Raw genomic sequence first — 26,246 nt, 5'->3', positions numbered from 1 at the left:
GTGTCGGCATCTTGCCATTCGGACCTGCGGAATCAGGGGGGCACGCATGTCAAAATCGGATAACGGGTCACCCCCCAACCTCAACGGGCCGGTACATCAAGGCCGGACCATGTGCGGGTTTTACCTTTACCGGCCGGAAAATCTGCGGTTCATCTCGGGTTGTGGACGCGTTTCACGCCGCATAGCTCACTTGTCCCGACATGCCGCTATGAGTCGTGTCACCACGGCGTTCCGCAGTCGAAATGGACTACTCGGCGGACGCCTCCGTCCGGTAAGAAGGATCCTTACACCCCTCATCCGGGGCTCAGGGCGCGTTGTGCGGCGCGCCCGCGCGTACGTACCTCCTCCTCGCGGGGCGGGCCAACCGCTCTTCGCGGGGAACGTGCGTGGTGCCCACCCACCCCTCCTCAACAAGGAGTGGCCACCCTCAACTGATGAAGACTTAAGGGGTCAAATCAACATGGCAGCGGAGATCGTCAATCCTCGCAGCGACAGCAGTACCGACGGAGCCTCCTCGGAGGAGCCCTTCGATCCGGCCTTCGCCCTGCACCGGGGAGGCAAGATGGCCGTGCAGGCCACCGTGCCCATCCGGGACCGGGACGACCTGTCCCTGGCCTACACGCCGGGTGTGGCGAAGGTGTGCACCGCGATCGCGGAGAACCCCGACCTGGTCCACGACTACACCTGGAAGTCCCAGGTCGTCGCCGTGGTCACGGACGGTACGGCCGTGCTCGGGCTGGGTGACATCGGCCCGGAGGCGTCCCTTCCCGTGATGGAGGGCAAGGCCATCCTCTTCAAGCAGTTCGGCGGGGTCGACGCGGTGCCCATCGCGCTCGCGACCACCGACACGGACGAGATCATCGAGACCGTGGTGCGCCTGGCGCCGTCCTTCGGCGGAGTGAACCTGGAAGACATCTCCGCGCCGCGCTGCTTCGAGATCGAGCGGCGTCTGCAGGAGGCCCTGGACATTCCGGTCTTCCACGACGACCAGCACGGCACCGCCGTGGTCACCCTCGCGGCGCTGCGCAACGCGGCGAAGCTCACCGGGCGCACGCTCGGCGACCTGCGGGCCGTGATCTCCGGGGCGGGCGCGGCCGGCGTGGCCATCGCCAAGTTCCTCCTGGAGGCGGGCCTGGGCGATGTGGCGGTCGCCGACCGCAAGGGCATCGTCAGCCGGGACCGCCAGGACCTGACCGACGTCAAGCGCGAGCTCGCGGCGATCACCAACAAGGCGGGCCTCTCCGGCTCCCTGGAGACCGCCCTGGCCGGCGCGGACGTCTTCATCGGCGTCTCCGGCGGTACGGTCCCGGAGCCCGCGGTGGCCTCGATGGCGCCCGGCGCGTTCGTGTTCGCCATGGCCAACCCGAACCCGGAGGTCCACCCGGACATCGCGCACAAGTACGCGGCGGTGGTCGCCACGGGCCGTTCGGACTACCCGAACCAGATCAACAACGTGCTGGCGTTCCCGGGCATCTTCGCGGGCGCCCTCCAGGTCCGGGCCTCCCGGATCACCGAGGGCATGAAGATCGCCGCGGCGAACGCGCTGGCCGACGTGGTCGGCGAGGATCTGGCGGCCGATTATGTGATCCCGTCCCCGTTCGACGAGCGGGTCGCCCCGGCCGTCACGGCTGCGGTCGCCGCTGCGGCGAGGGCGGAAGGCGTGGCCCGTCGCTGACGGTTCCGCCTGCCGCTCGGCCCCGGCCTGATTGCGGCTGCGGACCGTGCGATGGGGGTCCCCCCCTGCTCGAACGAAGTTGAGAGCTTGGGGGATGGCCGCGCAGTTCCCCGCGCCCCTGTAGGGCGCGGGGAACCACGACCTCTCCCGGGTGCGGCGCGTCACACGCGGTAGTGGTTCCGGCCGGACGGCGGGCGCGCCTATCGTCAGGGCCATGTTCGCCGCCTATGCCGCACGCATCGACCGTGACCAGCCGCTCTCCGGTCTGGAGTTGGGGGAACGGCCCGCCCCCGAGGTACGACCGGGCTGGTCCCTCATCGACGTCCGGGCGGCCTCGCTCAACCACCACGACCTGTGGTCGCTGCGCGGGGTCGGCCTCGGCGAGGACAAGCTGCCGATGATCCTGGGCTGCGACGCGGCCGGGGTCGACCAGGACGGCAACGAGGTCGTCCTGCACTCCGTGATCGGCCAGACGGGCCACGGGGTGGGTCCGGGCGAGGGCCGCTCCATCCTCACCGAGAAGTACCAGGGCACCTTCGCCGAGCAGGTCGCCGTGCCGACCTGGAACGTGCTGCCCAAGCCCAGGGAGCTCAGCTTCGCCGAGGCCGCCTGTCTGCCGACCGCCTGGCTCACCGCGTACCGGATGCTCTTCACCAACGCGGGCGTGCGGCCCGGCGACTCCGTCCTCGTACAGGGCGCGGGCGGCGGGGTCGCGACCGCGGCCATCGTGCTGGGCAGGGCGGCCGGGCTGCGGGTCTTCGCCACCAGCCGCGACGAGGCCAAGCGGAAGCGGGCGGTCGAGCTGGGCGCCCTGGAGGCGTACGAGCCGGGCGCGCGGCTGCCGCAGCGGGTCGACGCGGTGATCGAGACGGTCGGCGCGGCCACCTGGTCGCACTCGGTCAAGTCGCTCAGGCCCGGCGGCACGCTGGTCATCTCGGGCGCCACCAGCGGCGACCGTCCCGCGCACGCCGAGCTCACCCGGATCTTCTTCCTGGAGCTGAAGGTGGTCGGCTCGACCATGGGCACCAAGGACGAGCTGGAGGACCTGCTGGCGTTCTGCGCGGCGACGGGGGTACGGCCGGTCATCGACGAGGTGCTGCCGCTGGAGCGGGCCCGCGAGGGGTTCGAGAAGATCGAGTCGGGCGACGTCTTCGGGAAGATCGTGCTGACGACCTCTTGATGGTTCGTCAGAAACCCTGATCTGATCTCCGGCATGCTCACCGACGACATGCCGGAGGTGTTCCATGCGTACCAACAAGTTCCTCGCAGCCGTGGGGTGTTGTGCGATCCTCGCGACCGGTGCGGTCGTGCCCGACGCCCACGCCCGGGAGGCGGGCGCCGTCCCCCGGCTCACCGACGAACAGGGGCGCACGCTCACGCTCCGGGGCTGGAACGTGGAGGACAAGAACCACCGGGGTGATCAGGCGCTCTCCGCGATCACCGAGCGGACCTTCCGCGACCTGCGGGCGAACGGCTTCGGCCTGGCCCGGCTGCTGGTCTTCTGGGACGACCTGGAGCCGGTGCGGGGCCGGTACAGCCAGGCGTACCTCCGCAAGATCGAACGGATCCTGGACTGGGCGCACCGCTATGACGTCCGGGTGCTGATCGACGCCCACCAGGACGTCTTCGGCCCGGCGTTCGGGCACCGGGGCATTCCCGAGTGGGCGACGCGGACGGACGGGCTGCCGTTCACCCCGCACCCGGACGACTGGTTCTCCGAGTACTACGAGCCGGCCGTGCAGCGGGCGTTCACGCATCTGTACGGGGACGAGGACCTGCGGCGGGCGCAGGCTTCGATGTGGCAGGTGCTGGCGCGGCGGTTCGCGCACCACCCGGCGGTCCTCGGCTACGACCTGATCAACGAGCCGATGGGCGAGTTCCGGGCGGGCGAGGACCCGGCGACGGCGGCGCGCCGGATCGAGGCCGAGCAGCTCACCCCGATGTACAACCGGCTTGCGCGGGCGGTGCGTTCGGCGGACCGGCTCCACTGGGTCTTCGTGGAGCCCACCCCCGCTGTGGGGGAGGGCGTGCCGACGGGCCTGGGCAGGATCAAGGACCCCAAGGCGGTGTACGCGCCGCACTTCTACAACACCGCCATGGAGACGGGCGCGGACTACGACCCGTCGGCGGGGTGGATCGAGTCGTACGAGTCGGCGGTGACCGCCTATCCGAAGAAGTACGGGGTGCCCGTGGTGGTGGGCGAGTGGGGCCCGCTCAACAGCGAACTCCCGCACATGGGCCGCTTCTACACCGACGCGCTCGCCTCACTGGCGCGCTACACCTCCGGGTGGGCGGGCTATGTGTGGTGCTACGGGGGCGGCTACTGCGCGGCCGACGCGGGGGGTGTGCTGCGGCCCAACAAGGCACTGACCGCGACGCCGTACGCGCGGGCGGTCGCGGGGCGGGTGCGCTCGGAGACGTATGACCCGTCGACGCGGACGTACCGCCTGGTGTACGTGGCGGGGCACGGCACGACGGAGCTGTCGGTGCCGACGGGGGTGCGGGGGTGGCGGGTCCGGGTCGCCGGGCCGGGGTCGGTCCGGGGCCTGGACGTGCGGGCGGTGGCGGGGGCGACGGTCACCGTGACGGTCGCGCCCCGCGCCTGACGCCCCTGCCCTCAGCCCCGGTGCACGAGGATGAAGTCCCCGTACGGGTGGGAGCCCGGGCGGCCGTCGGTCTCGGCGAGCGCGCGGCGCAGGGTGTCCAGGTGCGCGGCGGTGAGCTCCAGTGGCGGCTCGTCCGGCTGGTAGGTGGTGCCCCGGGGGTAGTCCTCGTCCGGGGTGGTGGTCATCTCGATGTGGCAGCCCAGGACGTGGGCGACGGGCCGGGTGGCGCAGAAGCCGAGGAGCCGGTCGGCGGTCTCGGCGTACGCGGCGGCGTCGTCCACGTACAGCCGCCCCGGGTACAGCGAGTCGCCGGTCAGCAGGGTCCGGGTGTGCCGGTCGTGGAAGACGACGGCGGCGGGGTGGTGGCCGGGGCCGGGGATCAGGTCGAGCACGCGGCCGCCGAGGTCGAGCTCGACGGCCTGGTGCGGCCAGTCGGTGAACCCGAAGTGGCCGACCACGTCGTCGAGTCCCGGCGGCACGACGGTGGTGCGGGGCCGGTCCGAGAACTGCGCGTCGGCGGCGATGTGGTCACCGTGGCCGTGGGTGTGGGCGACGAGCAGCTCGTACCCGGTGCGGGGGTGGCGGGTCAGCCAGTCGTCGATCAGGGCGTCGACGGTGGCCCGTAGCGGGAAGTGGGCGGGGTCGGCGCTGGCGCCGGTGTCCAGCAGGAGGGCGCGCTCATTGCCGAAGAGGAGGAAGAGGAAGGGCGCCTCGAAGTGGACGGACTTGTTCTGCCGCAGCAGGACGGTGTGTTCGGTGTAGCGGTGGATCTGGATCTCGGGGGCGGGGTCGTGCTTGGGGGAGGGCCAGCCCGCGTGCCAGTGGGCGGGGAGGGTGGGGGCGGGGGCGGTGCCGAGGAAGTCGATCACGGCTCCAGTCTGCCCCCCGGGGCTGCCCCCCGGGACCCCTTTCGTCCGCGGGCCGTCGGTGGCTGATCGCGCAGTTCCCCGCGCCCCTGGGGGTCGGGGCGGGCCGGGATCGCCCCGCAGGGGCGAATTGAGGGGCGCGGGGGACGGGGCGAGCAACCACGCGCCACCTGCAGACGGACTCCGGGCCGCATAGGGGCGCGGGGGACGGGGCGAGCAACCACGCGCCACCTGCAGACGGACTCCGGGCCGCATAGGGGCGCGGGGGACGGGGCGAGCAACCACGCCCCACTCGCAGACGGACTCCGGGCCGCATAGGGGCGCGGGGGACGGCGCGAGCAGCCCCCGCCGGTCCGCGGGCGTACAGGGGGCCGGGGGCGGAGCCCACGCGGGACGGCTACCCCGTCCCGCCCCGCAGGATCGCCCCGATGTGCGCCGCCGCAGTCGACAAATGGCGGCGCGTTTCGCGGAGTTGCGGCTCCGTCACACCGTGGTCGCGGGCCGCGTCGCGGATGTCGTCGCGGAAGCGGTCCAGGAGGCGGTCCAGGTCTCGGGCCGGGTCGCCGGTGGCCGGGTCGTCGGCCCAGGTGGGGGGTGCGGGCTCCTTCACCGGGGGGCGCGTGAAACGGCCGAGTTCCCTGGTGATCTCGGCCAGGCCCTCCCGTACGCCCGTCGGCCAGTCGCCCCGGGCGAAGTGGTCCTGCACCTGCTCCGCCACCCGCTGCATCTGCTCGCGCGCGGTGTCCTGGGCCTCCTTCGCCTGGCGGCGGGCCTGCTGGGCGTCCTCGCGGGCCCGGCGCGACTCGTCCTTCGCGCGGCGCGCCTGCTCCTTCCACTCCTGCTTGGCGCGCTTGAACTCCTCCTTGGCCTGCTGCCAGGACTCGCCCTCCCCGGCGTTCCCGGCTCGCGCCTCGCGCGCCTGGCGGCGCACGTCGTCGCGCAGGTCGCCCGCCGCACCCCGTACGTCCGCGCGGATCTCGGCGGCGAGCTCGGAGACCGACTCGCGGATCTCCAGCTCCAGGTCGGCCAGCTCGCCGCTGCGGCCCGCGAGTTCGGCGCGGCCCGCGTCGGTGATCGAGTACACCTTGCGGCCGCCCTCGGTGGTGTGGGTGACCAGGCCCTCCGCCTCCAGCTTGGCCAGGCGGGGGTAGACCGTGCCGGCGCTCGGCGCGTACAGGCCCTGGAAGCGCTCCTCCAGGAGGCGGATCACCTCGTACCCGTGGCGCGGGGCCTCGTCGAGCAGCTTGAGGAGGTAGAGGCGCAGACGGCCGTGGGCGAAGACGGGGGGCATCTCAGAGCACCTTCTCGGTCGTGGTGGCGGCCGGGTCCGCCGTGTCGTGCGGCTCGGGGCGGCGCAGCAGGGCGATCGAGCCCGAGATCGTGGTCGCCCGCAGCGTGCCGGTGCCCGCCCCGAGCGTCCCGGTGATCCTCTTCGCACCCCACTGCCCGCTGACCCGCAGGTCGTCGAAGGCGTTGGAGACCGCGCCGCTGGTGGTGTTCGCCTCGACCCTGGCGTCCGCGGCCGGGTGCTCCAGACGGATGGCGATCTCGCCGGACACCGTGGTCAGCTTGACGTCGGCGGGCTTCCCCGACGGGTCCAGGTCGAGCACCATGTCGCCGCTCACCGACTCCGCCCGTACGGAGGTGGCCGCGCCCTCGATCACCGTCAGATCGCCGGAGACCGACTGGAAGCGGAGGTCGCCGGTGACGGCCTGGGCCTCCACGTTCCCGGAGACGGTGTCCGCGCGGACCGAGCCGGACAGGCCCACGAGCGTGGTGTCGCCGGTGACGCCCCGTACGTCCGTACGCCCCCGGATCCCGGAGACGACGGCGGCCGCGCCGACCACGCCCACCTCGACCCCGCAGCCGGACGGCACCGTGAGCGAGACGACCGCGCTGCGCTGCCAGCCCTTGCGGTCGAACCACTTGAGGAAGCCCTTCCAGGGCAGGTCCTCGTAGGCGACGGTGAGCGTCGGGCCCTCCTGGGTGACGATCAGCGGCGGTCCGTCGAGGGCGGACACCTCCAGGCGCGCGGAACCCTCCTCGGTCCCCACGACGTTCACCGTTCCGTTGACGATCCGTACGTTGAGCGCGGTCACCGGAGCGTCGAAGGTGAGTGTGCGCGGCTCCGAAACGGTCCACGTCGACTCGGCCATGGCTCTGCCCTCCCTGGGCGGGTCATACGCAACATACCGCGTCTGCTTGATAGACACGATATATCGCGGATGGGGGAAGTCAAGCAGGGGAGTGGGGTGAAAAAGGGCCATTAGTGGGTGGGAAGTAGGGAATTGCCCTAGCGTATGGATCATGTCCAGCGTCTCGGGCGCCACCCCCGCTCCCGCCCCCGGAGCCCTGCTCCTCTGCCGCGCCGAGCCCGCGGCGGTCCGTCCGGCCGCGCATCTGCTGCGCGAGCGGATGCTGCTCGCCCCGGCCGGGGACGGCTGGAGCGTGCTGGTCCCGGAGACCAAGCCGTGGCTGGACGGCGCCGACCCGGTCGACCAGGTGCTCGCCGGATGGGCGGCCGCGCTCGCCGTCGGCGCGAGCTGGCCCGTGGTCGCCCTGTGGTGGGACGAGGGCCGGGCCGGGTACACCCTGGCCGCCGGCTTCCGCCGGACGGTCGGCTATGTGTGGCTGGCCGACGGGACGGCGGCGGGGGAGGGCGAGGCGATGCGTACGTTCGCGGCCAGGCTCGGCCTCGACCCCGTGCTCGACCTGGAGGAGCTCGACCGGCTCACCCGGCCCGACCCGGCGGCCGACGCGCGGGCCCGGCTGCTCGGGCTCACCGCCGTACTCGCCCGCGCGGGCGTCGAGCTGCCCGCCGGGCTCTCCCCGGGCGAGCCCGCCGACCGGCTGCGGTCGGTCGCGGCGGCGGCCGGCGCGGAGGCGGTGGAGTGGTCGGGCTGGCGGGACGCGGTCCGCGCGGAGCTCGACGTGGTCGAGGGCGGAGCGCTGGGGCCGTGGCTGGTCGGACCCCGCGCCCGGATCCTCGGCGCGGCCCAGCTGGCGGCGGGGCTGCCGCTGACCGCCTGGGGCCTGGCCCGCCGCAACGGGGGGTGGACGGTCGCGGGCGTGGTCCTGCTCGCGAACGGGGCGCTGGGGCTGGCGTACGACCGGGTGCGCGGGCAGGCGTGACCGCGCGGCTCAGGACCTACTCGTCCTCGTCCTCGTCGTCGTCCAGGCGGGCCAGCCAGGTGGCGAGCCGTTCGACTGGAACCTCGAAGTCCGGGTTCAGGTCGACGAACGTGCGCAGCTGGTCGGCAAGCCACTCGAAGGTGACCTCCTCCTCGCCGCGCCGCTTCGCCAGCTCCTCGATGCCGCGGTCGGTGAAGTACACAACGTGCTCCTGTGGTGCTCCGGGATGTTCCCCTCCAGGGTATCCGGCGCAGTGAAGGGGTCCCGTGCAACCGTTCGGCCGATTACCCTCGTCATCTCAAGTCAGGGGAATATGCGACTGGTTGGGGGGCGGCCATGGCGCACGTACGGGAGATCGAGCTGCCGGGTGGGGCCGTGGTGCTCGCCCGGGTGTCCACCGCCGGGGGGTACGCGGCGGACGACGACGACGTCGGGGTGATCGAGAACGCCGTCGCCAAGGTGGAGCGGCTCGGCGAGCTGATCGCCGGGGTCGGGCGGTCCGTGCTCGACGCGGCCGCCGCCGTACGGCCCGACGAGGCGAGCGTCAGCTTCGGCATCGAGCTGTCCGCCAAGGCCGGGGCGGCCGTCGCCGTCCTCGCCGACGGGGAGGCCAAGGCGTCCATCCAGGTCACGCTGGTCTGGCGGCTGGAGGGCCGGCCCGCACCCCCGGTGCCCCCGCCGCCGCCGAACCCGCCGCTCGTGTCCCCGGCCCCCGGCGGCTCGCCCGATGCCTGAGCACGCCCACGATCCCTTCATCGACGACCTGGTGCGCTCGGCCACCGTCCACCTGCTCCCGGCCGGCGGCGGCACGATGTGGGGCAGCGGCTTCTTCGTCGCCCCCGGCTGGCTGCTGACCTGTGCGCACGTCCTGCGGCCGCATCTGGGCCGGGACCGGGAGCAGGTCTTCCACGTCGGCGGCGACCGGCTCGGCGGCGACCCGCTGCCCGCCCGGCTCGCGGCGTGGCTGGTCGACGACGACCTGCGCGGCGACGACGTGCCCGTCGAACAGGACCTGGCGCTCGTCCGGCTCCTCGACGACGACGTGGAGCACGAGTGCGTCTGGCTCAGCGACTGCGCCGAGCCGCCCGGCGCGAGCGGCGCGGTGGTCTACGGCTTCCGGCCCGAGGGGCGCCCACTGGGCTGGCACAGCACCATCAACATCCGTACGTACGACGGGAGTTACGGGCTCCGGTTCAGCGAGGCCGAGTTCCCCAAAGGGGTCTCCGGCGGCCCGGTGCTCGATCCGCAGACCGGCGCCGTGGTCGCCGTGATGAAGTCCCGCCGGGTCGAGCGCGACGGCGGCCGGGCCATCGCGCTGCCGGCGCTGCGCAGGTTCGGCGACCTCTACCGGACCGTGCTCGCCGAGCACGACCGGTGGCACGGCGGCGAGCCCAGACTCAGCGGCTACAACACCTGGGTCGACCGGCAGCAGAAGTTACCCGCCGCCGGGCTGCACCACACGCCCGAGCAGTGGAGCCCGTACGACCGGCGGGCCGCCCTGAACCTGCTCGCCGCCGTCCCCGGGCCCGGCGGGGTGCCGCCGGTCGCGAAGCTGGCGCGCAAGGCGCGCGGCGGGATCGCGCCGCCGGGCAGCCTGCCCGACCCGCGCACCTGGCGCGACGGCCACGGCCTGCTCTACGAGGCGCACCGGCCGATGCCCGCCATCGCCTTCCTGCACTACCTCAAGCTCGTCGTGGAGTACGAGCGCGGGCGCGGCGGCGACCCGGCGCGGCTGGACGCCTGGGTGAGCGAGCGGCTGCGCGGGGTCCCGCCGGTGGTGCACACCGTGGTCACCGAGGCACGGCTGCCCGAGGGTCTGCTGCCGGTGCTCGGGCCCGGCGCGCCGGAGGAGATCCTGGCCGTACTGCCCTATCCCACCGTCGAGCGCGGCGGCGCCGTCGTCACGGTCGAGCTGGAGCCGCTCTCCGACGCGCCCGACCGGTTCTACTGGCGCATCCGGGTGCACGACGGTGACCGGGAGGGCTCCAGACCGGTGGCCGAGGAGTGCAGCGGCGACGGGGTGGCCCCCGGCGAGCTGATCCGGCGGCTGCGCCGGCACCTGGTCACCGCCTTCCAGAGCGTCGACACCGACGACTGCCCCGCGCCCCTCGAAGTCGCCCTGCCCGCCGACCAGTTCGACACCGCCGTGCACCGCTGGCAGCTCACCGAGATCGGGCGCCTCTACCGGCCGCCCTACCTCGGCGTGCAGCGCCGGGTGGTGCTGCGCGACCTCGACCGGCGCGGCGAGGCGGACCCCGAGTGGCGCGAGCGCTGGGACGGCCTGATGGCCGCCGAGGAGCTCGCCGCGGTGCCGGCGCCGCTCCCGGGCAAGGCGCCCCGGCTGCGCCACTTCACCGAGCTGGAGCCGGGCGCGGTGCCCGTGCTGTGCCGGCCCGCCGGGCGCGGGGTGGGCGGCGCGGCCATGCGGATGGCCCTGGACGCCGGCCACGGAGTGGCGCTGTGGCACACCGACGGCCACCCCGAACAGGGCTGCCAGGACCTCTGCGCAGCGCTGTGCGCCGGGGCGGCCGATCTGCTCGGGCAGGCGAAGGACCCCACTGAACTCCCCGACCGGCTGCGCCGTATCAGGGAGGAGATCAGCGATTCCAAGGATGCCCAGCACTGGGCGGAGGGTGTGGCGATGCTCTACGACGACCCGGGACGGCCGCTGCCGGACCTCCAGCGGCTGGACGCGCCGTGACCCGGCCCCCAGGGCCTGTCCGGCGGATCTTGTCCGGGACGCGGGGGTCCGGCACGCCCTCCCCCAAGGCCTTGAGGGCCACGGGGGACCCCCAGCGGCGTTGTCGTCGGTTGCCGACTCCCCCAAGCTCTCAACTTCGTTCGAGCAGGGGGACCCCCATCGCGTCGACGCGCTCCTCCGCCTTGCAGCTGGACGCACCAGGACCCCGCTCACCAGGACCGAAAGGCGGAGGCACCTCGTGGGCGACCAGATCCGCCGGACAGGCCCTGGCCACGCCCCGCGCGGGCACTCCGTGCGCCGCCGTGCGCCCGGACAAGCGCCGCTGTGACCTCCTGTGCGTCCGCTCGCCCAGGTCCTTTCCGGAAAACGCATTTCGGCGGCCCGGGAGTGGGTACCTTCCGACTGGACCTCGACTCGCAACGACACGTGACGCAACGACACGTGGTCAAGAAGTGGTGCCCCGCCGACCGTCGACGAGGAGCGAGCGATGGACGACTGGCTGATCTACCGAGGCTTCGGGGCACCCGATCCGGAGCGGATCCGTGCGCTGCCCCCGCCGCCCCGCTGGCGCACCTTCGGCGGCGAGCCGCGCCCGTACGCGGTGCCGGACATCGACATCGCGTCCAAGCGCAGGCTCGGCGACCGCGTCTCCGAGCTGTCCGCGCACGACGCCGAGACCCTCCAGCTGATCAACGCCGCGCTGTATCTGCGCCGCCCGCTGCTGATCACCGGCGAGCCGGGTTCCGGCAAGTCGACGCTGGCGCACTCCATCGCGTACGAACTCGGCCTCGGCCGGGTCCTGCAGTGGCCCATCATCAGCCGCACCGAGCTCAGGGACGGGCTCTACACGTACGACGCCATCGGGCGGCTGCACGACGCTCAGCTCGCCGACGGCCAGGCCGACGACATCGGCCGCTACATCCGGCTCGGCCCGCTCGGCACCGCGCTGCTGCCCGCCACGCGGCCGCGCGTGCTGCTCATCGACGAGCTCGACAAGAGCGACATCGACCTGCCCAACGACCTGCTGAACGTGCTGGAGGAGGGCGAGTTCCCGCTCCCCGAGCTGGAGCGGATCGCCGACCGGCCGGGCCGCGACGTGGTCGAGGTCCTCACCGACGACGGCCATCGGGTCGCGGTGCCGAACGGCAAGATCAGCTGCCAGGCCTTCCCCATCACCGTCCTGACCAGCAACGGAGAGCGCGACTTCCCGGCGCCGCTGCTGCGCCGCTGTATCCATCTGCACCTGGAGCCGCCGCGCGAGGAGCGCCTCGCGGCCTTCGTCCAGGCCCACTTCGGGCCCGGCGCCGACGAGCGCAACGTCGATCTGCTCAGCCGCTTCACCCGCGACGACGGCGACGGCGAACTGCGCCCCACCGACCAGCTCCTGAACGCCATCTTCCTCACCCAGCAGGTGAGCGAGGAGGGGCCGGAGCGGCGCGAGGAGATAGCCGAGCTGCTGCTGCGGCCGCTGGACACCAGGCAGCGGTGACCCCGATGACCGCCGCCCGGGACCCGCGCCCCGCCGAGAGCGCCGTGAGCTCCACCCTCACGGCACTGGTGGCGCGCCTCCGGGAGGCGGAGATCCAGCCGACCGCCCAGGAGCTGGCGGACGCGCTGTGGCTGGCGGGCTTCGCCGGGCCGCTCGCCCGGCCCCGGCCGCAGGTCCCGGACGCGGTGCGGCCCGTCACCGGCGGCCCCGGCGTCAAGCCGCCGGACCCCGTCGACGGCGCGGGCCCCGCCCCCGCGGAGCGCGTGCGCGAACAGGGCGTCCCCGGCGGGCCCGTGGTCCGTACGTACGAGGGCCAGGCCGACCTGTTCACCCCTGGGCCCGGCACCGGACCCGGCACCGGCACCGGACCCGGCCAGGGCGGCGGCGCCGGGAGCACACCCGGCGGCTCCGGCGGGGTGCGGGTGGCCGCGCCCGCCGCCTCGACCCTGCCCGAACCACTCGCCCTGCAAAGGGCGTTGCGTCCCCTCCAGTACTACCGCCCGCCCGCCCGCACCGCCGCCCGCCGCCTCGACGAGCAGGCCACCGCCGACCGGGCCGCCGACACCGGTCTGATCCTGCCGGTGCTGCGGCCCGACCGCCGCCGTCAGGCCAGGCTCGCCCTGCTGATGGACGTGTCCTCCTCGACCGTGGTGTGGGAGCAGACCCTCGACGAGCTGCGCCAGGTCTGTGAGCGGGCCGGGGCCTTCCGCGAGGTGCAGCTGCACTATCTGCACGAGGGCGCGGACGGCCGGCCGCGCGTCGGCGCCGGCGTCGCCGCAGGCGGGCACCTCGCCGACCCGTCCCAGTTCTGGGACCCGGCCGGACGCCGGCTGACCCTGCTGCTCAGCGACTGCGCGGGCCCCATGTGGCGCAGCGGGCAGCTGCACCGGCTGCTCTTCGGCTGGGCGCGGACCGCCCCGCTCGCCGTGGTCCAGCCGCTGCCCCAGCGGATGTGGCGCTCCACCCATCTGCCCACCCGGCAAGGGGTGCTGCGGCGCCGCGAAGGCCCGGCCGGGCGCCTGGAGTTCCGGCCGCGCAGGCCGGAGCGGGGGCGCGACGCCCGGGGGATACCGGTGCCGGTGCTCGCCCTGCGCCAGTCCTCGTTCGGCGCCTGGGCGCGGCTGGTGAGCGGCTCCACCGAGCAGACCATGGAAGCGGCGGTCGGCCGGGTCCGCGCCGACCACGGCCCGGCCGCCGGAAGCGCCCGCGCCGAGCAGGCGCTCGCGCCCGCCGAGCGGGTCGCCGCGTTCCGCGCCACCGCCTCGCCCGACGCGGCCCAGCTCGCCGCCTGTCTGTCCGCGGCGCCGCTGGTGCTGCCCGTGATGCAGCTGGTCCAGCGGGCGATGCTGGTCGACAGCGGGCCCGAGGTGCTGGCCGAGGTGCTGCTCAGCGGGCTGCTGCGGGTCTGCGACGAGGAGAGCGGCGGCGGGCTGCCCGGCTATGTCTTCCTGGACGGGGTCCGCGAGGAACTGCTCGAACACCTCGGCGCCGGGAGCGCGATCCTCGTCCTCAAGCACTGCTCGGAGTACGTGGAGCGGCGCTACGGACGGACCGTACGCAACTTTCCCGCGCTCGCCGCGGCCGTCCTGGCCGGGTCGGTCGACCCCGGGGGCAGCGCGCCCGCCGGGCCGTCCGACGACTCCCGGCTGCGGATCTTCGCCCGGGTCTCGGCGCAGGTGCTGCGGCGCTTCGGCCGGCCCGACCAGTTCGTCCAGCCGGGCGGCGCCGACGGCGCGGGCCCGCGCGAACTGTCCGACCGGGCCCGCGACTGCCTCGACCGGTTCCGCTCGTACGGCACGGTCCGCGACCTCGACATGGGCGTACAGCTGCTCAGCGCCGCCGTCCGGGGCGAGCGGCGGGTCGCCGAACGGGCCTATCTGTACGGCGAGTTGGCGCAGGCGCTGCTGCTGCGCTGGGAGCTGCGGCGGCTCGGCGAGGACCTGGGCGAGGCCCTGTCCGCCGTGGAGAACGCGCTGCCGCACGAGCGCCGGGCCCATCTGACCCTCGCCCGGATCCTGGAGGCGATGGCGGACGAGGCGGAGTCGGGCCGGGCGGGCGCGGACGAGGCGTGGTGGCTGAGGGCGCTGACGGGGGCAGCGCGGGAGCCCGGCTATGCGGGGCCGGCCGGGGTCGAGCCCGGGGAGGCCTTCCTCAGCGCGTCGGGAGCCGCTGCCAACTGGCTCCACGGCATACCCAGCCGGGCTCGCGCCGCCGAGGTGCGCACCACCCGCCAGGTCGCCGTCTACCTCCTCAACCGCGCCCACAGCAGCCTCGCGCTGATCGGCGGGATCCCCCCGGCCTCCGCCACCCAGCGCGCCGACTGGCGGGCCGCCTCGCTGGCCCGGGTCCGGGTGCTGCGGCGGCTCGCCGAGCTGGAGCCGAAGTGGGCGGGCGGCTGTCTGGACACCGCGGTCCAGGTGGCCGACGCGCTCCTGAAGGAGGACCGCACCGCCGACGTGCTGCTGCTGCGCGGCGCGCTGCTGCTCGCCCTCGCCCGCCACGCCGCCGCGGGCCCCGGCGAGGAGGCGCTGCTCACCGCCCGCGCCTACGCCGACCGCGCCGCCAGGGACCTCTACGCCGGGTTCGAGACGCCGGCGCCGGGCGCGCTGAGCGACGGCGAGGTCAGCCGGGCCTGGCTCGACGTCGCCGACGCCGTGGAACTCTCCCGGGCCGAGACGGACGACTCCACCCGGCTGACCGTGCTGCAGGCCCTCGACCAGGCCCGCCGGTACGCGGGCCCCGACCGCGAGGCGCAGGCGGTGTGCCTGCTGCGGATGGCGCAGGTGCTGCGCGAGCGGTACGAGTCGACCCGCAGCCGCACCCACCTCGACTCGGCGGTGGTGGCCTGGTCGGAGGCGCTGGAGCTGATGGGCCCCGACGACCCGCGCCGGGCCGCCGCCTTCACCGAGCTCGGCGACGCGCTCACCGCGCGGGCCCGGGCCAAGGAGTCCGTCGACGACGCCCGGGGCGCGGTGCGCGCGCTGCGCCGGGCGCTCGACGAGACCTCCGAGTCCGACCCCGAACTCGCCCGCCGGCGCTATCTGCTGGGCGCCGCGCACGTACGGCGCTTCCACGCCGAGGAGGTCCTCTCCGACCTGCACGAGGCCCACTGGATACTCGGCGCGGCCGCCCGGGCCACCGACCGCAGCGCGGTCCTCGCCCGGATCTGGCTGCTGCGCGCCGAGGTGCTGCGGCTGCTTTCGGAGCGCACCGGCTCGCCGTCCCGGCTCGGCGAGGCGGCCGACCACGCGCTGCGGGCCGCGGAGGAGAGCAGGGCGGCCGGGGAGCCGCTGACGGAGGCCGGGGCGCGCCGGCTGAGGGCGCTGCTGCTCGAACGGACGGCGGGCCCGGCACGGGCACGGGAGGAGCACCTTGAGGTACTGCGCATCCTTTCGGCCGCGGCGGCGGCGGGACAGCCGGACGCCGAGGCGGAGGCCCTGAGCCGGGCGGAGACCGACCGGCTCGACGGCGAGCTGGGAGCGTCGTGACGGCGACCATGACCGACGGGGGGAGGGCGCTGCCGGACCCCGCGGCATTACCGGACCTGCGCCCCCTGACGGCCCGCTCCCCGCACGAGTGCGCCCACCCCGTACTGGCCGCGGTGCTCGCGGACCTGTGCCACCGGGCCGCGGCCGACGGGCGCGCCGGGGCGTACTTCAGTGACGCGCCCGCGGCGGCGCCGACGGATGCGGCGGGGGCGTACTTCGCGGACACACCGTCGGCCCGTCCCGGCGGCGCGAGCCACGAGGACGTGCCATGACCACCGCCGAGGAGCCCCGCTGGCCGCACCGCGAACTCGACCCGGACGCCGTGCGGCCCGTACCGCTGCGGCAGTTCGTCCTGAAGGTGCACAGCCGGTGCAACCTCGCCTGCGACTACTGCTACATCTACCGCGGCCAGGACGCGAGCTGGCGCGAGCGCCCGGCCAGGGTCCCGGAGGCGACCGTGCGCCGCACCGCCCGGCGCATCGCCGAGCACGCCGCCGCCCACCGGCTCACCGCGCTCCGCATCGACCTGCACGGCGGCGAGCCGCTCCTTGGCGGGGCCGGTCCCGTCGTGGCGTACGCGGCCGAGGTGCGGCGCGCGGTGCGCGAGGCGGTCCGGGGCGTGGTGCCCGGCGGCTGCGAGGTCACCGCGACCGTGCAGACCAACGGCACCCTGCTGACCCCGCGCACCCTCGACCGGCTCGCCGCCGCCCGCGTCCGCGTCGGGCTCAGCCTGGACGGGGGCGCGGCCCGGCTCAACACCCGCCGCACCGACCGCCGGGGCCGCTCCTCCTGGCCCGCCGTCGCCGCGGCCGCGCGGCTGCTCGCCCGGCGCCCCGCCGCGTACGCGGGCATCCTGTGCACGGTCGACCTCGCCGCCGGCCCCGAGGACGTCTACCGCTCGCTGCTCGCGCTCGGCCCGCCCGGCATCGACCTGCTCCTGCCGCACGGCAGCTGGGCCGCGCCGCCGCCCGGGATCGCCCCGGCCCCGGTGCCGGGGCGGCGCGCGCGCCCCACCCCGTACGGGGACTGGCTGGTGCGGGTCTTCGACCTGTGGTGGGACGCCGGCCGGATGCGGACCGGGGTGCGGCTCTTCCAGGAGATCGTGGCGCTGCTCCTCGGCGTGCCGAGCTCGGTCGAGTCCGTGGGGCTCTCCCCGATGGTGGCCGTCGTGGTGGACACGGACGGCGCGATCGAGCAGACGGGCGCGCTGCGCTCGGCGTACGAGGGCGCCTCCGCGACCGGGCTCGACGTCTTCCGCCACTCCTTCGACCGCGCCCTGCGCCATCCCGGCCTGGCTGCCCGCCAGTTGGGGGCGGCGGCCCTGTCGCGGGATTGCGCGGAGTGCCCGGTGCGGGAGGTGTGCGGGGGCGGCAACTACGCGCACCGTTACGCTCCGTACAGCGGATTCCTCCACCCCAGCGTGTACTGCGCCGACCTGGAGCGGCTCATCCGCCACATCGCGGCCCGGCTGGCGGACGCCGACGGGCTGCCGCGGGGCCGCCCATGACGCCCAACTCCTCTTCACCGCCAGTCTTGTTTGTGACGCACAATGGAAAGCCGTGCGCACATCCAGCAGCTTCCGGCCCGAGCCGAGGGAGTCCGCCGCATGTCCGACCACGAGGGCGCCGTGGAGCCCACGCTGCCCGAGTCCGCTGAGGAGTCCCCCCGCGTCACCGTGCTCTTCGCCGGGCAGAGCCAGGCCTGGGCCGACTGGATCGGGCAGCAGCTTGAGCGGGCTGGCCACCCCGCCGTCCTCATAAGGTGGGACCCGCTGCACCTCAAGCCCGCCGACTCGGCGCTCGCCGATCTGCTGGAGCCGCCCGGGCACATCCTGGTGGTCCTGGACGACTGGTATATGCGCTTCGACTCGGAGAAGTACCAGAGCTGGGCCCGGCTGCTGCGCGACACGCTGCCGCAGCACCGCGACCGCGTCGCCGCCGTCAGCGTCACCGCCAAACCGCTGCCGCCCGCCGCTGCCACCCTGCGCCCCGTCGGGCTGCGCGGGGTCGGCCCCGACGAGGCGCGCCGCCGGGTCCTGGAGTGCGCCGGGTCGCAGGGGCGCCCCGGCGGGGTCGTCCTGGAACGCCCCATCCGCTTTCCCGACGACCGCCCCGGGATCTGGAACGCACCGCGCCGAAACCGCCAGTTCACCGGCCGCGAGGACGCCTTCGAGCGGGTCCACGACATCCTGGCCGCCTCCGGCGAGGAGGGCGGCCGGGTGGTGGTGCACGGTCTGAGCGGCGTCGGCAAGACGCAGGCCGCGATGGAGTACGTGCACCGGTTCGCGGGCGAGTACGACATCGTCTGGTGGGTCGGCGCCTCCGCCAAGGCCGGCGCCCGCGAGGGGTTCGCGGCGCTCGCCCCGGCCCTGGGCCTGCCCCAGGGCAGCCGGCTCGGCGAGGTCATCACGTCCGTGCGCGGCGCCCTGGAGACGACCGGCCGGCGCTGGCTGGTCGTCTTCGACGGCGCGGAGAGCCCGGAGGCGGTCGGCGAGCTGATCCCGGAGGGCCCCGGGCACGTCCTGGTCACCGCCAACTCGCCCGAGTGGCCCGGCCTGAGTGCCCAGCTGCTCCAGCTGCCGCCGTTCGACCGCGAGGAGAGCGTCGCCTTCGCCCGGCGCCGCGCCGAGCGGCTCGGCGAGCACGACGCGGACCGGCTCGCCGAGGCCGTCCAGGACCTGCCGCTGCTGCTCGACCAGACCGCCACCTGGATCGCCAACAACCCGGCCGCCTCCGTCGCCGACTATGTGCGGAGCATCAGCCAGGGCGACCCGCACACCGTCTCCACCATGCCGTCCCGCGAGTACCCGGCGAGCTTCCAGGCCGCCTGGTCCAAGACGCTCAACAGCCTGCACGAGACCTCCGCCGAGGCCTGGGAGCTGCTGAAGCTCCTCGCCCACTTCTCGCCGGACGCCGTGCCGCTGCGGCTCCTCCAGAACGCCCGGGTCAGCGATCTGCCGCCGCACCTCGCCGCCCTGGTCACCGACCCCAGCAGCTGGAACTCGGCGCTGCGCACGCTCTCCCGGGTGACCTCGACACCGCTGGAGTACGACGACCCCGGCCGGCTCGGCACCCGTACCGTCGGCTCCCTGCGCATCCACCGGCTGCTGCACCGCTTCGTCCGCGGCAGCCTGCCCGAGCAGGAGCACGAGCGGGCCACCGCCACCGCCTGCCGGGTGCTGGTCGCCGCCGATCCGCGCGACCCGTCGGGCTCGCACAACTGGCCGCGCTACGCCGAGCTCATCCCGCACCTGGAGCCGTCCGGCGCGCTCACCTCCACCGACCCGGACGTGCGCCGCCTCGTCCTCAACTGCATCGAGTACCTGCGGGTGCGCGGAGAGTTCCGCGAGGGGCGCCGGCTCAGCGGCCTCGCCGTGGAGTCCTGGCGGCCCCTGTCGGGCCCCACCGACGGCCTCGTCCTGGTCGCCACCCACCAACTCGCCCACACCCTGCGTCAGTTGGGTGAGTACGGACGCGCCGAGGAGCTGGGCCGAGGCACCCTGCGCCGGCTGATGGCCGAGGGCCGCGGCGGTATCGAGGTGGTCCGCGCCAAGAACGGCCTGGGCGGCACGCTGATGGTGCTCGGCAAGTACGCCGAGGCGCGCGCCCTGTTCGAGGAGGCGGCGGGCGAGACCGCGGCCCTGCTCGGCGACTGGAAGGTGCCCCGGCTGCTCGGGATCCGCCACAACCTGGCGGTCACCCTCGCCCTCCAGGGCCACTACGCCAAGTCGCTCTCGCGCCACGACGAGGTCCTGGAGGAGTGCATCTCCGTCCTGGGCGGCAAGGACCACCTCACCCTCCAGGCCGGGCTCTACAAGGCCCAGATGCTGCGGCTGATGGGCCGGTACGGGGAGGCGCTGACCATCCAGGAGTACAACCACCGCCTGCACCGCCAGATCCTGGGCGACGACCACCCCCAGACACTCACCGCCCAGCACAACCTGGCCCTGTGCCTGCGCCGCGACGGCGAGCCCGAGCGGGCCAGAGGGCTGCTGCACGAGGCCCGTGAGGCGATGCTGCGGCGCGCCGACGCGACCGCGTTCACCTGCGACTACGCCATGCTGCTCCGGGAGCTGGGCCGCCACGAGGAGGCGCACGAGCTCGCTTCCGAGGCGGCCGCCGGATACGAGGGGCTGCTCGGCGCGGAACACCCGTACACGATCGGCGCATACGACAACGTGGCCCTGGTGCTGCGCGAGACGGGCGAGCACCGCGCCGCCCGCGACCTCTCCGAGCGCAACCTCAGGGCCTTCACCCGGGTCCTCGGCCACGTCCACCCCTGGACGCTGGGGAGTGCCATGAACACCGCCTCGGCCCGGGCGGCCGACGGCGATCTGCCGGGTGCGGCCGAGCTCGGCCGCTCCGCGCTGGTGCGGGCGGTCACCTCGGTCGGCCAGACACACGTCCTCTCGGTCAACCTCCAGGCGGGCCTGGCCCAGGACCTGCGGGCACTCGGCCGCCGGGCCCAGGCCGCCGAGCTGCTCCGGGACGCGGTGACGACCCTGGCCATCGCCCTCGGCGAGAAACACCGCCAGACCGCGTACATGAGGAGCGGGGCGCGGCCGTACTGGGACTTCGAGCCGATGCCGGTGTGAGGCGACTGTGAGCAAAGCCACGTACGGCTGGATTTGACACTTCTCTGACGTTCTTCCGACGTTCCCCCGTCCTGGATCTGACAACTCCCGTACATGGACGCAGGGTTCCGTTGGTCCCCGGACACAGTCGTACACAATCCTGAACCGGTGCGCCTTGAAGGCGTAACGGACCCCGAAGATCCTCTTTACGGCGGCACAGTCATGCCCAACAAGGGGGGAAGCTCATGACACAGGGCGATATCGCGAACTCCACTCGCGTCCTGCGCGATGTATCGACGCGGGACGGGTGGCTGCGCCCTGCGACCAGCCGACTTCCCTCACTCACCGGATTACGTTTTCCGGCCGCACTCCTCGTCTTCCTCAACCACACCGGTCTGCCATTTCCCGGTATGCGGCTGATGAAGGACAACGGCGACGCGATGGACTGGTTCAGCGTCACCCGGAACGCCGGCGCGCTCGGTGTCACCTTCTTCTTCGTCCTCAGCGGTTTCGTACTGAGCTGGTCCGCGCGCGAGAACGACACCCACCGCGCTTTCTGGCGGCGCCGATTCGCCAAGATCTACCCGAATTACGTGATCAGCTGGGGCCTGGCGATGATTCTCTTCGCCTCGGCCTACACCCCGACGCGCACCGCGATCCTCAACCTGCTGATGCTGCATACCTGGGTACCCACCTGGGACGTCTTCTCCAGCGTCAACACGCCCAGCTGGTCGCTCGGCTGCGAGGCCCTCTTCTATGCCTGCTTCCCGTTCCTGGACGCGCTCTTCCGCCGGGTCCGGCCGGAGCGGCTGAAGTACTGGATCTCCGCGCTCGTCGCCGGTGTGATCGCGACACCGCTGATCACCTATGCCGTCTTCCCCGACAAGCCGTATTTCCCGGGGGGCGCGGAGACCGGCGCCCACGCGACCGTGACGCAGTACTGGTTCGCCTATTACTTCCCGCCGGTACGGGTGCTCGACTTCGCCCTCGGCATGCTGGTGGCGCACGCGGTCATGAACGGCCGCTGGCGGAACATCGGCCTCCTGTGGTCGGGACTCCTGCTCGGCGGGAGCTATGTGCTCTGCTCCCATGTGCCGTTCCTGTATTCGCAGCGCGCCGTGACCATCATTCCGATCGTCTTCCTCATCGCGGCCGCCGCGACCGCCGATGCGGAGAGCAGGTTCACCATTTTCCGCAATCGAACTATGGTCTGGCTGGGCGAAATCTCCTTCGCCTTCTACCTGTTGCACTACATCGTTCTCGCCTACGGGCGTAAGTGGCTCGGCCACGACTTCTATTCGACGGGCGAGACGGTGGGTCTGCTCGTCGTCTTCTTCCTGATCAGTGTGATGGGTTCGTGGTTGCTTTACGTCCTCGTGGAGCGGCCCATCACCCGCGGCTGGTCGAAGCCACGGCGCCCCCGGGCCGTGCTCGGCTGACCGCCCGACCCACCTGAATTCGAGTGCAGTTCAAGATTCGACTGTGAGGATCCCCCCATGAAGACCATCGCTCTCATCACAGGCGCAAACAAGGGAATCGGATTCGAGATCGCCCGCCAGCTCGGTGAGCTGGGTATCACCGCGATCGTCGGCGCGCGCGACGAGGAGCTGGGCAAGGCCGCCGCCGACAAACTCGGCCAGCCCTTCGTGCGGATCGACGTCACCGACCCGGTCAGCATCAAGAAGGCCGCCACCTATATCGACCTCGCTTACGGCAAGCTCGACATCCTGGTCAACAACGCCGGCATCACGGTCTCGCACGAGGACGGCCGGCCCAGCACCACCTCGCTGGAGACCATGCGCTCGCTCTACGAGACCAATGTGTTCGGCGTGGTCGCGGTGACCAACGCGTTCCTGCCGCTGCTGCGCAAGTCGCCGGCGGGCCGGATCGTCAACCAGTCCAGCGAGATGGGCTCGCTCACCAACGTGCTGAACCAGGACCACCCGATCTGGCATGTGAACAACCTGCCGTACAACTCCTCCAAGACCGCGCTCAACATGGTCACGGTGTCCTACGCCAAGGAGCTGTGGGACACCCCGATCAAGGTCAACGCGGTCGACCCGGGCTGGTGCCGCACCGACATCACCGGGGGCGAAGGCTACAAGTCGGCCGAGCAGGGAGCTGCGATCGCCGTGAAGCTCGCCACCCTGGACGCGGACGGCCCCACCGCCACGTTCGTGCAGGACCAGGGCACACTGCCCTGGTAGCGATACTTTCTTATCCTCAACGCCCGTTCTGCTGAAGGAAGATGAAGGAAGCCATGTCCACTCCCCGGATGAACAACCCGGCGCAGGTGCTGCCCGACTCCATGAAGGCCATCCTCGGCCTGATCAAGTCGATCCGTAAGGCCGGTGTCGAGGACGCCACCCTCGAACTGATCCACCTGCGCGTCAGCCAGATCAACGGCTGCGGCCCGTGCCTGGACGCGTCGGCCAAGGCCGCGCAGAAGGCGGGCGTCTCCGAGGAGCGCATCTTCTCGGTGGGCGCCTGGCGCGAGACGCCGTTCTACAGCGACGCCGAGCGCGCGGCGCTGGCGCTCGCCGAGCACGTCACCCGGCTCGCGGACCGCGAGGACGCCGTGCCGGACGCCGTGTGGAACGAGGCCGCCGAGCACTACGACGAGCAGCAGCTGGCCGCCCTGGTCCTCCAGATCGGCGTGGTCAACCTGTTCAACCGCCTCAACGCCTCCACCAAGCAGCAGGCGGGCCAGGCCTGGTAGCCGCGCCGCATACCGCCGGGGACCCGGGTCCCCGGCGGTATGCGACATCTGGCCGGCCGGTGGGACCGGCGAACGAGCCCGCCAGCGGCTGACGTTGTCACATTTGCCGGGGTCGGTTCGTCATGGGATTGACGGAACGCGAACCAAAAGGATGTGACCGATGGACGAGCGCGAGTGGCTGGCGCAGCGGTTCGAGGAGAACCGGAGTCATCTGCGGGCGGTGGCCTATCGGATGCTCGGCTCCGTGAGCGAGGCGGACGACGCCGTCCAGGAGGCCTGGATCCGGCTGAGCCGGTCCCACAGCGACGACATCGAGAACCTGGTGGGCTGGCTGACGTCCATCGTCGGCCGGGTCTGCCTCGACATGCTGCGCTCGCGCCGGGCCCGGCGCGAGGACCCGCTGGACGCCCAGGTCACCGAACCCGCCCTCAGCCCGGACGACGCCGGCGACCCCGAACACCAGGCGCTCCTCGCCGACTCGGTGGGCTTGGCGCTGCTCGTGGTCCTGGAGACGCTGGAGCCCGCCGAACGGCTCGCGTTCGTCCTGCACGACATGTTCGCCGTCCCCTTCGACGAGATCGCCCCCATCGTCGACCGGACCCCGACCGCGGCCCGCCAGCTCGCCAGCCGGGCCCGCCGCCGCGTCCAGGGCGCCGAGCCGGTGCCGGACCCCGATCTCACCCGGCAGCGCCTGGTCGTCGACGCCTTCCTGGCCGCGGCCCGGGGTGGCGACTTCGAGGCGCTGGTCGCGGTCCTCGACCCCGACGTGGTGGCGCGCACCGATGTGAACGCCGAGGGGCCGGGCAGGCTGTCGGTGATCCGCGGCGCGGCGGCCGTCGCCAAGCAGGCCCTCACCTTCGCCCAGTTCACCAAGGCGGCCCAGCCGGCGCTGGTCAACGGGGCACCGGGCGTCGTGGCGAACAGCGGCGGCCAGCAGTTCCGTGTGATGGCCTTCAAGTTCTCGGACGCCGTGATCGTCGAGATCGATGTGATCGCCGACCCCGCGCGGCTGCGCGACATCGATCTGGCGGTGTTCCAGGACTGAGCCGCTCCGCTGGAGCTCGTCGGCGTATAGGCAGGCAGGAGGGCCCGGGACCGCGACCGCGGTGCCGGGCCCTCCTGTGTGAGGCCGCATCGCCGCAGGTCAGATGCCGTTCTAAAACTATTTTTCGTCCAGCGGTCACATTCGCCGTGCGGGATCCGTCATATCTGTGACGGACGAGTCCGGGCCGGTGAGCCGAGGGGGGCAGCGCCGGTGGAGCGTCCGTCGCCCTCGTTCGGGGGCGCCCGCTCGACAAGCCCCCGATGGAGAGCAGCCTTTGACACGTTCGTCCCGCGTCCGGAACAGAACTCTCGGGCGGCGTTCCGTACCGACCGCGGTTGTGTCCGGCAGCCACCCGGCATCGCCGGGGGCGCTCTCACCTACTCGATTCTGCATAGTTTAGGAGTCTCGTAATGGCTGCCGCCGACTCACTCGCGCGGTCGGGACCCGGGGCTGGTTTCAAGCCCGGTGCGATCCTGGCGTTTGTGTGCCTGGGCCAGTTCATGGTCTTCATCGACGTGTCGATCGTGAACCTCGCCCTGCCGTCCATCCAGGACGGCCTCGACATGTCCGATGTCAGTCTGAACTACATCGTCACCGCCTACTCGACCGTGCTCGGCGGCTTCCTGCTGCTCGGCGGACGGCTCGCCGACACCTTCGGTCGACGCAAGTTCCTGATGGGCGGCTTCCTGGTCTTCGCCCTCGCCTCGCTCACCTCGGGTCTGGCGCAGAACGCCGCCATGCTGATCACCTCCCGCGGCTTCCAGGGCCTCGGCGCCTCGATGATCGCCCCCGCGGCGCTCTCGATCCTGACCAACACCTTCCCCGAGGGCCCGGAGCGCAACAAGGCCCTCGGTGTCTGGGGTTCGCTCGCCGGTATCGCCTCCATCCTCGGTGTGATCCTCGGCGGTGTCCTCGCCGACGGCCCCGGCTGGGAGTGGATCTTCTGGATCAACGTGCCGATCGGCATCGTGCTGGCCGTGCTCGCGCCGAAGATCGTCCCCGAGTCGAAGTCCGACGCCCCGCGCCAGCGCTTCGACTTCGCCGGCGCCGGGACCCTCACCGCCGGTCTGCTGCTCCTCATCTTCACGCTCGGTGAGGCCATCAACGTCGGCTGGGGCACCGCGCGTACGATCGGCAGCCTCATCGGTGTCGCCGCCCTGCTGATCGCCTTCATCGTCATCGAGACCAAGGTCGAGGCGCCGATGATGCCGCTGCGCATCTTCCGCCTCAAGACGATGCGCGTCGCCAACATCTCCGCGATCCTCGTCTTCGGTACGTTCGGCGCGCTGTTCTTCTTCGCCAGCCTCTTCATGCAGCAGGCGTTCGGCTACTCCCCGATGAAGGCCGGCTTCGCCTATGTGCCGCTCGCCGTCTCGGTGGCCTTCGGCGCCGGTGCCGCCTCCGGCATCATCTCCAAGGTGGCGGCCCGCCCGGTGCTCGCGGTCGGTCTGACCCTCACCACCAGCGGTCTGCTGCTCCTGTGGCGCGCCCCGGCCGACGGCTCGTACGTGGTCGACCTGCTCCCCGCGTTCATCCTGCTCGGCCTCGGCTGCGGCATGGTCTTCGTGACCCTGCAGATCGCCGCGTTCATCGGTATCTCGGACGAGGAGGCGGGCGTCGGCGCCGGTCTCATCAACACCAGCCAGGAGGCCGGTGGCGCCCTCGGCCTCGCCGTGATCGCGACCATCGCGTACAACGGCCTGGAGGACAAGCTCGCCAAGACCGGTGGCAACCCCGCCAAGATCCACGACATCCAGGCGACGGCCAACCACCACGCCTTCCTCGCCGCCGCGATCCTCTGCTTCGGCGCTCTGCTGGTCGCCCTGTTCTTCATGCCGAAGGGCGCGCAGTCGATGAGCTCGGCGCACGCGCACGGCGGCGGCGACGCGGAGGCCGCGGGCACGCCCGAGGCCGCCGGCGTCGAGAAGTGACCTCTGTGAACCGCCCGCTCG

General features: G+C 72.9%; 20 protein-coding genes. 16 read left to right on the top strand and 4 right to left on the bottom strand.

Annotated features, from left to right (window positions below; all coding sequences use genetic code 11):
• Positions 1-460 precede the first annotated feature (460 nt).
• The 3 genes from ACFWA7_RS17800 to ACFWA7_RS17790 all read left to right on the top strand — a co-directional run bounded on the left by ACFWA7_RS17800 (position 461) and on the right by ACFWA7_RS17790 (position 4,281).
• Positions 461-1,675, top strand: coding sequence for an NADP-dependent malic enzyme (locus ACFWA7_RS17800; protein ID WP_385534201.1), 1,215 nt, complete (start codon positions 461-463; stop codon positions 1,673-1,675).
• Between the two features lie 214 nt (positions 1,676-1,889).
• Positions 1,890-2,855 (top strand): zinc-binding dehydrogenase, encoded by a 966-nt coding sequence (locus tag ACFWA7_RS17795; protein WP_385534203.1) that lies wholly within the window; start codon positions 1,890-1,892, stop codon positions 2,853-2,855.
• Positions 2,856-2,919: 64 nt separating this feature from the next.
• On the top strand, positions 2,920-4,281 hold the full coding sequence (locus ACFWA7_RS17790) for a cellulase family glycosylhydrolase (protein WP_385823783.1): 1,362 nt from the start codon (positions 2,920-2,922) through the stop codon (positions 4,279-4,281).
• 11 nt (positions 4,282-4,292) lie between these two features.
• Here ACFWA7_RS17790 and ACFWA7_RS17785 read toward each other — a convergent pair whose 3' ends face one another.
• From ACFWA7_RS17785 to ACFWA7_RS17775, 3 genes are all read right to left on the bottom strand, one after another.
• The gene (locus ACFWA7_RS17785; RefSeq protein WP_385534209.1) at positions 4,293-5,150 is read right to left on the bottom strand and encodes an MBL fold metallo-hydrolase; all 858 of its coding nucleotides are present in this window, start codon (positions 5,148-5,150) and stop codon (positions 4,293-4,295) included.
• A 394-nt stretch (positions 5,151-5,544) separates the two neighbouring features.
• Positions 5,545-6,438, bottom strand: coding sequence for a helix-turn-helix transcriptional regulator (locus tag ACFWA7_RS17780; protein ID WP_385534212.1), 894 nt, complete (start codon positions 6,436-6,438; stop codon positions 5,545-5,547).
• Between the two features lies 1 nt (position 6,439).
• The gene (locus ACFWA7_RS17775) at positions 6,440-7,303 is read right to left on the bottom strand and encodes a DUF4097 domain-containing protein (RefSeq protein WP_385534215.1); all 864 of its coding nucleotides are present in this window, start codon (positions 7,301-7,303) and stop codon (positions 6,440-6,442) included.
• A gap of 151 nt (positions 7,304-7,454) precedes the next feature.
• Between ACFWA7_RS17775 and ACFWA7_RS17770 the strand changes: the two genes are divergently transcribed.
• Positions 7,455-8,279: a hypothetical protein gene (locus tag ACFWA7_RS17770; protein WP_385534218.1), complete on the top strand. Its 825-nt coding sequence runs from the start codon at positions 7,455-7,457 to the stop codon at positions 8,277-8,279.
• 16 nt (positions 8,280-8,295) lie between these two features.
• Here the strand turns inward: ACFWA7_RS17770 and ACFWA7_RS17765 are convergent, their stop codons facing one another.
• Positions 8,296-8,481: a DUF6104 family protein gene (locus ACFWA7_RS17765; RefSeq protein ID WP_385534221.1), complete on the bottom strand. Its 186-nt coding sequence runs from the start codon at positions 8,479-8,481 to the stop codon at positions 8,296-8,298.
• 134 nt (positions 8,482-8,615) lie between these two features.
• Here ACFWA7_RS17765 and ACFWA7_RS17760 point away from each other — a divergent pair, with 134 nt between their 5' ends.
• From ACFWA7_RS17760 to ACFWA7_RS17705, 12 genes are all read left to right on the top strand, one after another.
• Positions 8,616-9,014, top strand: coding sequence for a CU044_2847 family protein (locus ACFWA7_RS17760; protein ID WP_385534224.1), 399 nt, complete (start codon positions 8,616-8,618; stop codon positions 9,012-9,014).
• Entirely contained in the window at positions 9,007-10,980 is a 1,974-nt protein-coding gene (locus ACFWA7_RS17755) for a trypsin-like peptidase domain-containing protein (protein ID WP_385823781.1), read from the top strand. The genes ACFWA7_RS17760 and ACFWA7_RS17755 overlap by 8 nt, the downstream gene beginning before the upstream one ends.
• 487 nt (positions 10,981-11,467) lie before the next feature.
• Positions 11,468-12,469, top strand: a complete 1,002-nt coding sequence (locus ACFWA7_RS17750; protein ID WP_385823779.1) for an AAA family ATPase — start codon at positions 11,468-11,470, stop codon at positions 12,467-12,469.
• 5 nt (positions 12,470-12,474) lie between these two features.
• Positions 12,475-15,957 carry an SAV_2336 N-terminal domain-related protein gene (locus tag ACFWA7_RS17745; protein ID WP_385823777.1) on the top strand — a complete coding sequence of 1,161 codons (3,483 nt, stop codon included), beginning with the start codon at positions 12,475-12,477 and terminating at the stop codon, positions 15,955-15,957.
• Positions 15,954-16,229: a hypothetical protein gene (locus tag ACFWA7_RS17740; protein ID WP_385823775.1), complete on the top strand. Its 276-nt coding sequence runs from the start codon at positions 15,954-15,956 to the stop codon at positions 16,227-16,229. Before ACFWA7_RS17745 ends, ACFWA7_RS17740 begins: the two co-directional genes overlap by 4 nt.
• Positions 16,226-17,464: an FxsB family cyclophane-forming radical SAM/SPASM peptide maturase gene (locus tag ACFWA7_RS17735; RefSeq protein ID WP_385823773.1), complete on the top strand. Its 1,239-nt coding sequence runs from the start codon at positions 16,226-16,228 to the stop codon at positions 17,462-17,464. The genes ACFWA7_RS17740 and ACFWA7_RS17735 overlap by 4 nt, the downstream gene beginning before the upstream one ends.
• A 99-nt stretch (positions 17,465-17,563) precedes the next feature.
• Positions 17,564-20,551 (top strand): FxSxx-COOH system tetratricopeptide repeat protein, encoded by a 2,988-nt coding sequence (gene fxsT / locus ACFWA7_RS17730; protein ID WP_385534237.1) that lies wholly within the window; start codon positions 17,564-17,566, stop codon positions 20,549-20,551.
• A 224-nt stretch (positions 20,552-20,775) separates the two neighbouring features.
• Positions 20,776-21,969 carry an acyltransferase family protein gene (locus ACFWA7_RS17725; protein ID WP_385534239.1) on the top strand — a complete coding sequence of 398 codons (1,194 nt, stop codon included), beginning with the start codon at positions 20,776-20,778 and terminating at the stop codon, positions 21,967-21,969.
• Positions 21,970-22,026: 57 nt separating this feature from the next.
• Positions 22,027-22,737 carry an SDR family oxidoreductase gene (locus ACFWA7_RS17720; protein WP_385534241.1) on the top strand — a complete coding sequence of 237 codons (711 nt, stop codon included), beginning with the start codon at positions 22,027-22,029 and terminating at the stop codon, positions 22,735-22,737.
• 53 nt (positions 22,738-22,790) lie between these two features.
• The gene (locus ACFWA7_RS17715; RefSeq protein WP_385534243.1) at positions 22,791-23,249 is read left to right on the top strand and encodes a carboxymuconolactone decarboxylase family protein; all 459 of its coding nucleotides are present in this window, start codon (positions 22,791-22,793) and stop codon (positions 23,247-23,249) included.
• A 160-nt stretch (positions 23,250-23,409) separates the two neighbouring features.
• On the top strand, positions 23,410-24,294 hold the full coding sequence (locus tag ACFWA7_RS17710) for a sigma-70 family RNA polymerase sigma factor (protein WP_385548878.1): 885 nt from the start codon (positions 23,410-23,412) through the stop codon (positions 24,292-24,294).
• Positions 24,295-24,704: 410 nt separating this feature from the next.
• Entirely contained in the window at positions 24,705-26,225 is a 1,521-nt protein-coding gene (locus ACFWA7_RS17705; RefSeq protein WP_385548875.1) for an MFS transporter, read from the top strand.
• The last annotated feature ends 21 nt before the right edge of the window (positions 26,226-26,246 follow it).

The sequence above is a fragment of the Streptomyces sp. NPDC059994 genome, from assembly GCF_042737755.1.
Lineage (GTDB): Bacteria > Actinomycetota > Actinomycetes > Streptomycetales > Streptomycetaceae > Streptomyces.
This window is presented reverse-complemented; position numbering and strand designations above follow the sequence as displayed.